We start from the raw sequence: 12609 nt of genomic DNA on the forward strand, positions 1-12609 counted from the left end.
CAGTCCTAGCAAGGGTTTGAGGCACTTGTGTCCTTCAGTGAGGTCAACAACACCTCCAACGGATGCAAGTAGAAGCCTTCATTAATTCTGGGGGAGTGCATCTCTACATGCCTGAATATATCCAGCTCTAACTTGAAGCGGTCGATCACCAGGAAGTGCCCCTTGCAGATAGCAGTCATCGTCTCATTTCCGACGTTGGCCCGATTAAGCTCCAATTTCAAAATCGAGTTAGCTGTAATGGATTTTGGCGTGGATAGCGGCTTAGTAGGGCTTTTGCAGGTGCTGGGGCTCCCGGACTCGACTACGTTGGCGATAGCTTGGACGTTGGGGCTCAAACTGGCGGACCATGGTATCCCGTTTTAGAAGTTTCATAACAATGGCCATGGGGGTTACGACCAGGAAAAAAATTAATCCTAAAATGAGCCGACTGTTGACCCAGCCTAGGACATGGCCTAATTTCATCCAAAAGCGGTAGATGGGGCCCAGGGCCTGAGGATAGCTGAAACCAAGACCTACAAAAAGACCTGCCAGACCCCAGGGCCAAGGCCCGAGCCCATGGCCTTTCCAGAGGGGAATGACCAGGCCAAAGAGTCCCGCAATGACCGCGCCCATGATTAGGCCAAATTTCCGGAGTAATTTAGGAGTGAGGGAGGAGGTTTCTGCCATGATGAATTGAGACGTGCTTGAATTGATCCAAATATTTGCTTGAAACAGCTTAGCCTTTTTGATGCCCCTTCTCCCTACCAGGTGCCCCGGTCGGCGGCCCCAACCCTCGACCCAGAGGGTCTGAGGCGCTGGAAGCAAAGGATTTACGATTACCAACAGGCCCTGCGTAGTCAAGCCGTACCCCAACAGCAATCCCTTTTTGAGACTGGCCCAACCAGTTGGCACCAGCCGGAGCAGATTGATCCCTTTGAGCTGTCTACTCACTCAGCTCTCTTTTGGCGTCAGGCCCCCCAGGCAACCATCAATTCTCAACAAGGGTGTCTGTATTTCATTCTGGATCGTCAGCTTCCTCTGCTCCTCTACATCGGTGAAACCAAGCTCACGGCTAACCAGCGCTGGCGGGGTACCCACGACTGCAAAACCTATCTATTTCGCTACGTGGAACTGCATCGACGTTATGAGTTTCCTGTTGCCGTTGTTTCGGCTTTTTGGCACCATCTACCCAATCACAAAAAAATTCTCCAACGCTGGGAGCGAGACCTGATTCTCAAGTGGCGGCCGCCCTTCAACAAGGAATGCTGGCAATGGTGGGGCCAACCCTTTGGGAAAAAAGCCTAATGTCACGTTGATTGTAAGCAATGGACAACCTACGCAGTTTTACGTTGCAGCAGAACTAACATCGGTGGCCGAGCTGCTGGCCAGCCATTCGGGAAATAGCCCCGATAAAGCCGTGCAGGGTTTCTTCTCCTTCGGGGCCGCCAACCCAAACCAAGAGAGTCATGTTCGTCGCTTGGGCCAAAATCTCTGGGGTTTTGAAGATCTTCCGGGAGGGGGCGACCGGGACTACAACGATGCGGTGCTAGAGGTCACCTTTGCTAGCCTCTAGGCCAGGGGGGAGGGGTTCCCGGCATTGCTGGTGAATCTCTCCAATCCGCTGGAATAACCAGGGATAGTTGTCTCGATAGTCAGGAATCCGGGCCAGGGGACTGAGCAGGGCAGCGGCAGTCACATCGGCAATACTGATCTGGTCACTACAGAGGTAGGGCCGGTCTTGCCAGGGGGCCAGTACCCGCAGGGCCAGGGCCAAGCGTTCTTCAGCCAGGGCCACGGAAGCGGCATTGATGCCATACTGGGCCCGCACAATATTGATTACGATCTGACTAGGTAGGGACGGATCCAGGGCCTTACCCTCCCCCGCCCGGAAGTGATAGTACACAAAGCGGGTAGCCGTGCCAATGCTTTCATCTAACCAATCTTCCAAAAGTTCGGCCTGGTGTTGGTGCTCGGGATTACTCAAAAATAAAGGGGGGTCGGGTTGATAACGTTCCAGGTAACGAAAAATATGACTGGAATCGGCAATAAACTCAGGCTGACCAGCGATTTGGGGCAAGAGGACAGGAACCGTGGTCAGGCCGGTCAAGGGCCTTAGTTGTAGGGCATGGAGGCCGGGGGTTAGATTGCGGACTTGATAGGCCAGGCCCTTGTAACCTAAGGCAAGGCGCGCTTTACGGCAATAATGGGAGGTGCTAAATTGAAGTAACAACATTGTATTACCTACTTCTTTGGCCCTATTTTCTCACTCGAAGATCCACCAAGAAATCCAGACTTTTCCGTTAACGAGGCAAGCACCATGGCAACCATCTGGGTTAATGAACAACTCGATCCCACGGGCATTGTCTATGCTTGCATTGCCTGTCTAGATGAAACAGCGGCCCAGGATTGTCATCAAAGCTGGTTAAGTAATCTCAGCGATGAGCAAAAACAACAGGGCTGGTCGGCCCAGCTCCGCACCGTCGAGTCCTGGGATGAGGTGCCAGTGAATGCCCTCAAGTTAAGTTTTTAATTCTTAGTCCAAGTCAAAGCGCGTTCCCCTTCCCAAATTTTCTCCTAAGATTTGGATAGGCCCTGCCCTTTGCTATGGAGACCCTCAATGCCATCTAACCCCACTCGTCCCGGACAAACCTCTCCTCTGGGGGCCAGCGTTTATCTTGATGGTGTTAATTTCTGCCTTTTTTCGAAACATGCTACGGGCATTGAGCTATTACTATTTGATAGTCCCAATAGCCCTGAGCCAAGCCAGGTTATTGCCCTAGATCCGAAGCGGAATCGCACCTTTTTTTACTGGCATATTTTCGTCGAGGGCCTGATGGAGGGCCAGGTTTATGCCTATCGTGTGGAGGGCCCTTGGGAACCGGAGAACGGCCATCGCTTTGACCCGACTAAAGTGTTGCTCGACCCCTACGCCAAGGCGATTGTGGGGGATGAAATATATGACCGCCAAGCGGCTATGGTTCCCGGAGATAATTGCGCCCAGGCCCTCCGCAGTGTGGTGGTGGATACCAGTCCCTACGGCTACAACTGGGAAGGCGACCGGCCCCCCCGCACGCCCTACGCCGCTAGTGTGATCTACGAACTGCACGTCGGCGGCTTTACCAAAAATCCCAATTCTGGCCTGCCGGCAGAAAAACGAGGCACCTTTGCCGGTTTGATTGAAAAAATTCCCTACCTGAAGGAATTGGGCATTACAGCAGTGGAACTGTTGCCGGTGCATTACTTTGACCCGGAGGATGCCCAACCCGGACTGACCAACTACTGGGGCTATAGTACGATCAGCTTTTTCGCACCGCACCGGGCCTATAGTTCTCGACGCGACCCCCTCGGCCCAGTGGATGAATTTCGAGATATGGTCAAGGCCCTGCACGAGGAAGGCATTGAAGTCATTCTAGACGTGGTGTTTAACCACACTGCCGAGGGTAACGAAAAGGGGCCGACCCAGTCCTTTCGGGGTATTGATAACAGTACCTACTACATTTTAGATGAGGACAAATCACAGTACAGTAACTACAGTGGTTGCGGTAATAGCGTCAAGGCCAACCACCCTGTGGTTGGGGGACTGATTCTCGATTGTCTGCGCTACTGGGTGTCGGTGATGCATGTGGACGGGTTTCGCTTTGATCTGGCCTCGGTGCTGGCGCGGGATGTGAATGGCAATCCTATCCATGCCACGGATATGGGCACGGTCAATATTATCTGGGCCATTGAATCCGACCCAATTTTAGCGGGAACCAAGCTCATTGCTGAGGCCTGGGATGCGGCGGGCCTCTATAGTGTCGGCAAATTCGTCGAATTAGCGGATTGGTTTGCGGAGTGGAATGGGCCCTTCCGGGATGATGTGCGGCGCTTTGTCAAGGGCGACGAAAATACCGTGGTCAGACTGGCCTATCGACTCCTAGGTAGTCCCGATATCTACCACCGTCAGGACACCGATATCAACCGCAGTATTAACTTTGTCACTTGCCATGATGGCTTTACTCTTAATGACCTCGTTTCCTATAACCTTAAGCACAACGAGGCCAATGGCGAAAAAAATCGTGACGGCACCAACGACAACTTTAGTTGGAACTGTGGTACTGAGGGCGAAACCGACGACCCGAAAATTAATGTCCTACGCCTACGCCAAATTAAAAACTTCCTGACCATCCTTTTCTTTTCCCAGGGCACCCCCATGCTATTAATGGGTGACCCCGTGCGCCGAACCCAGAAAGGCAACAATAACGCCTACTGCCAGGACAACGAGCTGAGCTGGTTTGATTGGCAAGGGGAGGAAAACCACAGCGATGAAACCCACTTCCTGCGAGGTCTGATTCAATTGACCCAATCCCTCCAGATTTTCCAGGAAGAACGAGTCCTCGATATCCTGCAGATAGAAATTCCCCGTCAACCCATTGAGGAACCGGAACTCGAACAGGAAGAGGAAGAAAAGATCCTGCCGCCCGTGGATGAAGTGGCCCTGCGGGCTCGCTACCTCGAACAGACTAGTCAACAAACCCGGCCCTACGTGATCTGGCATGGGGTCAAACTCCTCCAGCCGGACTGGTACCACTACTCCCACTCCCTGGCCCTAACCCTCCATGAACCCAGGGCCGATGAACTGCTCTACCTGATGTTTAATGCCTACTGGGAGGCCCTGACCTTTGAAATTCCCCCCCTCCCGTCTGGCTTGGCCTGGCATCGGGTTGTCGATACCTATTTGCCCACCCCCGAAGACTTTTGTGAATTGGCCCTGGCCCCTATGGTAATGGAGACGACCTATCGGGTTCAGGCCCGTACTTCCGTGGTTCTGATGGCAAAGGCCACAGGGTAACAGCGGGGCGTTGCCGTATCGGGCAATGGTTTGCGCTGAGCTTGCTAAGCTTTATAATAAAGGGTTTGACAGCCTCCACCCTTGAAGCCGTTTACAGGAATGGGAATCGACGTGACTAAAACGAATCTAGAATTTCTCGCCGACACTGACCCGGCCATCGCCGCTATTATCGACCGGGAGTTACAGCGTCAACGTATCCATATCGAATTGATCGCTAGCGAAAACTTTACCTCCGCCGCTGTTATGGCCGCCCAAGGGTCAGTCCTCACCAACAAGTATGCCGAGGGCCTACCGGGAAAACGGTACTACGGAGGCTGTGAATTTATTGATGAAGCGGAACAACTTGCCATCGACCGGGCCAAGCAACTCTTCGGCGCGGCCCATGCCAATGTCCAGCCCCACTCCGGCGCCCAGGCCAATTTTGCCGTCTTCCTGACCCTCCTCGAACCCGGTGACACGATCATGGGCATGGATCTGTCCCACGGTGGCCACCTAACCCATGGCTCCCCGGTAAATGTTTCGGGTAAATGGTTTAAGGTGCATCACTACGGCGTGAGCCCTGAAACGGAACAGCTCGACTATGACCAAATCCGGGAATTGGCCCTCAAAGTCCGTCCCAAACTCCTGATCTGCGGCTATTCAGCCTATCCCCGCACCATCCACTTCGACAAATTCCGGGCCATTGCCGATGAAGTCGGGGCCTATCTATTAGCAGATATTGCCCACATTGCCGGCCTAGTGGCCACAGGGCATCACCCCAGTCCCCTCCCCTACTGTGATGTGGTTACGACGACGACCCACAAAACCTTGCGTGGCCCTCGAGGCGGCTTGATCCTGACCCAGGATGCCGAACTCGGTAAAAAATTAGACAAAGCCGTGTTCCCCGGTACCCAGGGCGGCCCTCTAGAGCACGTCATTGCCGCCAAGGCTGTCGCCTTTGGAGAGGCCCTGCAACCCAGCTTCAAGACCTATTCCGGTCAAGTGATTGCCAACGCCCAGGCCATGGCCAGCCAACTACAACAGCGGGGCTTCAAATTGGTTTCCAACGGCACTGATAATCACCTGATGCTAGTAGATCTGCGTTCCATCGGTATGACAGGTAAGGTGGCGGATCAACTGGTAAGCCAAGTTCACATCACGGCCAATAAAAATACCGTTCCCTTTGACCCCGAATCTCCCTTTGTCACCAGTGGTCTGCGTCTAGGCTCTCCCGCCATGACCACCCGCGGTCTGGGCGAAGCGGAATTCCGGGAAATTGCGGATATTCTGGCCGACCACTTACTTAATCCCGATGATGAGGCCAACCGACAAGATTGCCTCGAACGGGTTACTCGTCTGTGTCAGCGTTTTCCCCTCTATCCCCATTTGCGTATTCCAGTACCAGCCCTCGTCTAATCAGGTTCTAGGGGTGTAGGAGGAGAGCCGACTGGCTTGAGCCTTGGGTGCTATGCCTGGGTAACGCTCTCCCCTATAATCTCTGCATACCTGTTCAGAAAAAATACAGCGGATATGCGAATTTTATTTGTCGCGGCGGAAGTGGCCCCCTTGGCCAAGGCCGGCGGGATGGGAGATGTGGTGGGCTCCTTGCCGAAGGTATTGCGGAAACTCGGCTATGATGTCCGCATTTTTATGCCCTACTACGGTTTTCTGCCCGACAAAATTGAAATTCCCTCGGAACCCGTCTGGAAAGGCTCGGCTATGTTTCAGGACTTTGCGGTTTATGAAACGGCCCTGCCAAGTAGCGACATTCCCCTCTATCTTTTTGGCCATCCCTGTTTCAACCCCCGACGCATTTATCAAGGGGAAGACGAAGGCTGGCGTTTTACGTTTTTTGCCAACGGGGCCGCTGAGTTTGCCTGGAATTACTGGAAGCCCGATGTGATCCATTGCCATGACTGGCATACGGGGATGATTCCTGTCTGGATGCACCAATCCCCCGATATTGCGACGGTCTTTACGATCCATAATCTGGCCTATCAAGGCCCCTGGCGCGGCCTGTTAGAAAAAATGACCTGGTGCCCTTGGTATATGCAGGGGGATAATGCCATGGCGGCGGCCATTCAGTTTGCCAACCGCGTTACCACTGTTTCCCCCACCTACGCGGCCCAGATCCAGACACCAGCCTACGGGGAAAAACTAGAGGGCCTGCTGTCCTTTGTTAGCCAAAACCTGCGGGGCATCCTCAACGGGATTGATACAGAATTTTATAATCCGGCTACGGATCGCTTTATCCAGAGCAACTTTACCGCCGATACCCTCGATCAACGAGCCTTGAACAAGGTGGCCCTGCAGGAGGAAACTGGCCTGGAGGTTAACCGCAATGCCATGCTAATGGGAATGGTTTCGCGGCTGGTGGATCAAAAGGGCATTGATCTACTGATCCAGATCCTTGACCGTTTCATGGCCTATACCGATGCCCAACTGGTGATCCTGGGCACGGGCGACCGTTACTACGAAACCCAACTCTGGCAAATGGCCTCCCGTTTTCCCGGCCGGATGGCGGTGCAATTGTTGCACAATGATGCCCTGTCCCGTCGGGTTTATGCCGGTAGTGATGTCTTTTTGATGCCCTCGCGCTTTGAACCCTGTGGCCTGAGTCAATTGATGGCCATGCGCTACGGTTCGATTCCCATTGTGCGGAAGACAGGGGGTCTGGTGGATACGGTTTCCTTCTATGACCCCATCCATGAAAGCGGTACGGGTTATAGCTTTGACCGTTATGAACCCCTCGACTTCTTTACGGCCATGGTTCGGGCCTGGGAAGGCTTCCGGTATAAAGCTGATTGGCGCAAACTGCAACAGCGGGCCATGCGCATGAACTTTAGCTGGTATCGTTCCGCTGGTGAGTACATTAAAACCTATAAAGAAGTGACGGGCCAACCGGGAGAATTGTCTGCCCAGGAGCAAGCCACTTTAGATAAGTTAACTATTGCAACTCGACTCTAGGCTAGAAAACCGGCCCTTAACGCTAATTGACCCTGCCCTTGTGAATCATCCATCCGAACTGCTATGAAAATTGTTGTTGTCGGCAGTGGCGGCCGTGAACATGCCCTGGCCCACCAGCTTGTCCAATCTCCCCAGGTCGAACGTTGCTACTGCTTGCCGGGTAATGGCGGAACAGCCACCCTCCCTAAAACAGAAAATATTGCCCTCAGCGGAGACGATATAACGGGAATTACCCAATTCTGCCAGGGCCAGGCCATTGACCTGGTGGTGGTGGGGCCAGAATTGCCTTTGACTCTCGGCCTTGCTGATCAACTCCGACAGGTGGGGATCAAGGTCTTTGGGCCAGGCCAAGTCGGTGCCCAGATCGAAGCCAGTAAGTCCTGGGCCAAGGCCCTGATGATGGCGGCCGGTGTCCCGACGGCCTTTGGTGAAACCTTTACCAACGAAGCCTCTGCCCAGGCCTATGTGACCCAGCAGGGGGCCCCGATTGTGGTTAAGGCCGATGGCCTCGCCGCTGGCAAAGGGGTAGTAGTGGCCATGACGGAAGCGGAAGCCCAGCAGGCTATTACCGAGCTCTTTAGCCAAGGATTTAACAAAGTTGTTGTCGAAGAATTTCTAGTGGGCCAAGAAGTCTCTGTACTGGCCCTGACTGACGGTCTAACCGTGCGGCCCCTCCTACCGGCCCAGGATCATAAGCGCATTGGTGAAGGGGATACTGGCCCGAATACGGGCGGGATGGGAGTCTATGCCCCAGCTCCCCTCGCGACGCCCAGCCTGATGGAGCAAGTACAAAAAACGGTTCTGGAACCGACGGTAGCGGAACTCCGCCGACGCGGCATTGATTACCGGGGCGTTTTGTATGCCGGCCTGATGGTAGGCCCCGAGGGCCAGGTCAAGGTACTGGAATACAATTGTCGCTTTGGTGATCCCGAAACCCAGGCCATTCTGCCTCTGCTGGTCACGCCCCTGGAGGAAGTTCTCCTGGCCTGTGTTGAACAACGTCTAGCGAGTTTGCCCCCTCTGCAATGGCAATCGGCCAGTGCGGTCTGTGTGGTTCTCGCCGCCGGGGGCTATCCTGGGGCCTATGCTAAAGGCCAAGTGATTACGGGTATTGAGGAAGCCAGGGCCTTGGGAGCCTTGGTGTTCCATGCGGGGACTGAACTTCAAGCAGAACAACTGCTGACGGCAGGCGGTCGCGTTTTGGGCATGACGGCCCTAGGGCCAGACCTGAAAACAGCTATTGCCGAGGCCTATCGCGTTCTTCAGCCGATCTATTTTGAAGACATGTACTATCGTCGTGACATTGGCCATCGGGCCCTGAGCACCTAAGCGTCCTCCGACTACTTGATGGAATGTTCCCTTCCTCCCAGGGCTCGTTTTTATCTCGGTTGGTAAACACCGCCGGGGCAAAGCGCCTACAGACCGTTGGCGTTATTTTTCTGGCCATTCTACTGCGCCTGAGCCTGCTGAGCCATGAAACCAGCGACTACCGAGACTTTATTAGCCCCTGGTATGACTATATTCAAAACAATGGTGGATTTTGGGCCTTAGGGGATAATTTTAGTAACTATACCCCGCCGTACCTCTACCTCCTGGCCATAGCCACAGCCTTGCCCTTTCCTAAACTGATTGCCATTAAGCTACTGACTTTTCCCTTTGAGGGCCTGTGTGGTTTTTGGATCTATCGCCTACTCCGCCTACACTATCCCCTCGGGCCTTTACCCCGCCTAGGGGCCTTGACCTTCAGCTTTGCTCCCACGGTGGTGCTCAATGGGGCCTACTGGGGCCAGTGCGATATTCTCTACACCACCGGCCTGGTGGGTTGTCTCTACTACTTGAGCTTAAGCCAGCCCATAGGCGTCATCGTGTGTCTCGGCCTGGCCATTGCCTTTAAACAACAGGCCCTCTGGTTTTTACCGGTGATCGGAATTTTAATCCTTAAACGCCAATTCCCCTGGTGGAGTTTGGCCGGATTGCCGGTCATCTATGCCCTAGCCATGGTTCCGGCGGGCCTGGCGGGCCGTCCTTGGCAGGAACTGGAGACGATCTATTTCCAACAGGTCAACACCTATCGATATTTAACCCTCAATGCCCCTAATCTCTATCAATGGCTACCTAACGAGGGCTATGCGCTCTTTTTTCCCCTGGGCCTGTTGTTGGCCCTCGGCGTTGTCATTGGGCTGATGGCCGGGGTGATCGCCCAAAAGCAGGCCATTAATGCTAGTCAACTCCTGCAGCTCAGCCTGATCTTTCTGGTGCTGATTCCCTATTGTTTGCCCAAGATGCACGACCGTTATTTCTTTGCGGCCGATGTTTTTGCACTCATTTATAGTTTTCGTTTTCCGCTGTACTTCTGGGTGGGCCTCGCCATTAACGGCATGTCTCTCCTGGCCTATTTTCCCTTTCTCGTGGGCCTAGAAATTGTGCCCTTAAAAATGTTAGCAGTTTTATTCGTCGCGGTTATTGCTGGCCTCCTGCACCATTATCATCAATCGACCTTGCAAGGACACATTGATCAAGTGAACCGTTAGGCCCACTGGCCCAATCCCGACGGCTATCTCTGCTGAAAATGCATTGAGACCCCTTAAAATATCAAGTGAGGCTACAGTGAATACAGTGGTTTTAAAGCTAGAAATATCCAGCCAATGGCTGACTCCATCAGCGTTCTTGCTTGAGGATTATCGCCCATGCCAGAGATCAGTGCTGTACTGTTGGTCTTTTCTCGTTATGTCGCGATACGAGAGTCAATCTGATGTCCGTCTCTCCCCCGTTTCCTTTACCGGATAATGTTGATTATCAAGCCATGGTCGAAATGGCCAATGCCATTATTTTGCGCTGGAATTGTGACGGTGATATTCATTTTATTAATACCTATGGTTTAGACTTACTCGGCTTTACAGCCCAGGAATTATTGGGGCGTAATGTTGTCGGCACGATTGTTCCGGTCACCGAATCTTCAGGGCGAGATTTAGGGATTTTAATCAATAACATTTGTAATGACCCAGCCCAGTATTTGCTCAATGAAAATGAAGTAATCTGCAAAAATGGCGAGCGTCGCTGGATTTCTTGGTCGAATCGGCCTATTTTTGATGACCAGGGCCAACTCCAGGAAATTTTATCGATTGGCCTGGATATTACTCAGCATCAGAAGACAGAAATGCAATTAGTGATGGAGGGAACCGCGAGTAAAACGGGCTACGATTTTTTCTGTTCTTGCTTGGAATATTTAGCTCGAGTACTCCAGGTTAGATACGCCCTAGTTACCGAAGTTGTAGGGAATCAGCCTCTACAGGCTAGGGTATTAGCGGTTCTTGGGACAGAGCACATTCAAGAAAATCAAGTCTATGAATGTACCCAGACTATTTGCGCCCCAGTACTCCAAGGAGAGACGGTGTACGTTGCCCAGCAGGCGGCGCGTCAGTTTCCGCTGGATTCGATTCTCCAAAGCCTCCAGGCCGAGAGCTACCTGGGGATTCCCTTGCTGAATGCAGAGAGGCGGGCCATTGGCCACCTGGCGGTAATTGATACAAAAACCATGCCCTACAATGTCCATCGTGAGGCCATCCTGCGTATTTTTGCCGCCCGGGCCAGCGCAGAATTAGAACGCCAACATTACCAAAATGCCCTCTGTCAAGCCAAGGAGGCGGCCGAGGCCGCTAACTTTGCCAAAAGTGCTTTTTTGGCTAATATGAGCCACGAACTGCGAACCCCCCTTAATATTATTCTGGGATTTTCCCAACTTCTGGAACGGGAACCACTCCTAAATGCCCAGCAACAGGAATTTATTAAACTAATTAATCAAAGTGGGCGGCATCTTCTCACCCTGATTAACGATGTCCTTGAACTGTCGAAATTAGAAGCGGGTAAGTCCGACTTTAAACCCAGGGTTTTTAGGCTCACTCAGCTTTTACAAACTTGCCAGGATATGTTTTCCTTACCCTGTCAAAATAAGGGACTAGACCTCCACTATCAGGTGGACAGGAATCTTCCCCAATTGATAGAAACCGACGAGCAAAAGCTCCGCCAAGTCCTGATTAATTTAATTAGTAATGCCGTGAAGTTTACACCCCAGGGACAGATTTGGGTGCGGGCCCATTGTGCCGCCCGGCAGGGTAAGCAAGTACAGTTGGCCATTGCTGTCGAGGATACAGGGGTCGGCATTCCCCCAGAAGAACGGGAAAATCTCTTTAAACCCTTTACCCAGACTTCTTCCGGAAAAAATATCCAATCGGGAACCGGCCTAGGCCTAACCATTAGTTACCAATTTGTTCATTTGCTAGGAGGAGAGTTGACCTTTGTGCCAGCACAACCCTCGGGGGCCAAGTTTAGCTTTGTGATTCCTGTCTTGATTCCCCCAGAGGAGGGGGCCAGGGAGACCGGTTCTTGGCAAGCAACCCTGCCCCATCCAGTTCCAGGAATGAAAACCCTCCGGGCCGATGACCTCAAGACCATGCCCTTGGAATGGCGAACCGATGTGAGTCAGGCCGCCCTGGCTACGGATCGTGGTCAACTCCTTCGCCTCATTCAACAAATTCCCGCAGAACAGCAGGCCCTGCAACAACAACTAATGGCACTAGTGCAAAATTTTGATTTTGATGAAATTTTAGCGGCTGCGGAAGAGCCTCCCCACGGAGCCTCGGCCTAATCCACCGATTTTTCTAGGCTAGCAGACCCCTTGAGGAGTGTGCTTTTCAGGGAAAATAATACAATCAGGAGCGCAAAATAGGTACAAAACCCTAGAGCAATGAAATTAGTCATTCGTAACTCCTTAACATTTCTTTAATTTTCTTTCCCTAGCCTAGGCGAAAACCATTGGCGATGAAAACGATTTTTCTTATTGACTCTATAGGTTT

Annotated in this window: 11 protein-coding genes; 9 read left to right on the forward strand and 2 right to left on the reverse strand. The window is 52.7% G+C overall.

What is annotated here, in order from left to right; genetic code table 11:
• Window positions 1–261: 261 nt before the first annotated feature.
• On the reverse strand, window positions 262–666 hold the full coding sequence (locus ABXS88_RS07890) for an SxtJ family membrane protein (protein ID WP_353674628.1): 405 nt from the start codon (window positions 664–666) through the stop codon (window positions 262–264).
• A gap of 39 nt (window positions 667–705) precedes the next feature.
• Here ABXS88_RS07890 and ABXS88_RS07895 point away from each other — a divergent pair, with 39 nt between their 5' ends.
• Together ABXS88_RS07895 and ABXS88_RS07900 are read left to right on the forward strand one after the other, a co-directional pair.
• A complete protein-coding gene (locus tag ABXS88_RS07895; protein WP_353674629.1) occupies window positions 706–1284 on the forward strand; it encodes a GIY-YIG nuclease family protein in 579 nt (192 codons plus the stop codon).
• Between the two features lie 64 nt (window positions 1285–1348).
• Window positions 1349–1552, forward strand: a complete 204-nt coding sequence (locus tag ABXS88_RS07900) for a DUF4114 domain-containing protein (RefSeq protein ID WP_353674630.1) — start codon at window positions 1349–1351, stop codon at window positions 1550–1552.
• Here the strand turns inward: ABXS88_RS07900 and ABXS88_RS07905 are convergent.
• The gene (locus ABXS88_RS07905; protein WP_353674631.1) at window positions 1526–2212 is read right to left on the reverse strand and encodes a glutathione S-transferase family protein; all 687 of its coding nucleotides are present in this window, start codon (window positions 2210–2212) and stop codon (window positions 1526–1528) included. The two genes, ABXS88_RS07900 and ABXS88_RS07905, sit on opposite strands and share 27 nt — an antisense overlap.
• Before the next feature lie 84 nt (window positions 2213–2296).
• Between ABXS88_RS07905 and ABXS88_RS07910 the strand changes: the two genes are divergently transcribed.
• The 7 genes from ABXS88_RS07910 (at window position 2297) to ABXS88_RS07940 (ending at window position 12401) form a co-directional block, all read left to right on the forward strand.
• Window positions 2297–2509: a glycogen debranching protein gene (locus ABXS88_RS07910; RefSeq protein ID WP_353674632.1), complete on the forward strand. Its 213-nt coding sequence runs from the start codon at window positions 2297–2299 to the stop codon at window positions 2507–2509.
• Between the two features lie 87 nt (window positions 2510–2596).
• Window positions 2597–4810, forward strand: a complete 2214-nt coding sequence (gene glgX / locus ABXS88_RS07915) for a glycogen debranching protein GlgX (protein ID WP_353674633.1) — start codon at window positions 2597–2599, stop codon at window positions 4808–4810.
• A gap of 111 nt (window positions 4811–4921) precedes the next feature.
• Window positions 4922–6205, forward strand: coding sequence for a serine hydroxymethyltransferase (gene glyA / locus ABXS88_RS07920; RefSeq protein ID WP_353674634.1), 1284 nt, complete (start codon window positions 4922–4924; stop codon window positions 6203–6205).
• A gap of 114 nt (window positions 6206–6319) precedes the next feature.
• Window positions 6320–7756, forward strand: a complete 1437-nt coding sequence (glgA, locus tag ABXS88_RS07925) for a glycogen synthase GlgA (RefSeq protein WP_353674635.1) — start codon at window positions 6320–6322, stop codon at window positions 7754–7756.
• Between the two features lie 63 nt (window positions 7757–7819).
• Complete coding sequence (gene purD, locus ABXS88_RS07930; protein WP_353674636.1) at window positions 7820–9085, forward strand: phosphoribosylamine--glycine ligase; 1266 nt, start codon at window positions 7820–7822, stop codon at window positions 9083–9085.
• Window positions 9086–9108: 23 nt separating this feature from the next.
• Entirely contained in the window at window positions 9109–10287 is a 1179-nt protein-coding gene (locus ABXS88_RS07935) for a hypothetical protein (RefSeq protein WP_353674637.1), read from the forward strand.
• A gap of 221 nt (window positions 10288–10508) precedes the next feature.
• A complete protein-coding gene (locus ABXS88_RS07940; protein ID WP_353674638.1) occupies window positions 10509–12401 on the forward strand; it encodes an ATP-binding protein in 1893 nt (630 codons plus the stop codon).
• The last annotated feature ends 208 nt before the right edge of the window (window positions 12402–12609 follow it).

The organism is Synechocystis sp. LKSZ1 (assembly GCF_040436315.1).
In the GTDB taxonomy this organism is placed as follows: Bacteria; Cyanobacteriota; Cyanobacteriia; order Cyanobacteriales; family Microcystaceae; genus Synechocystis.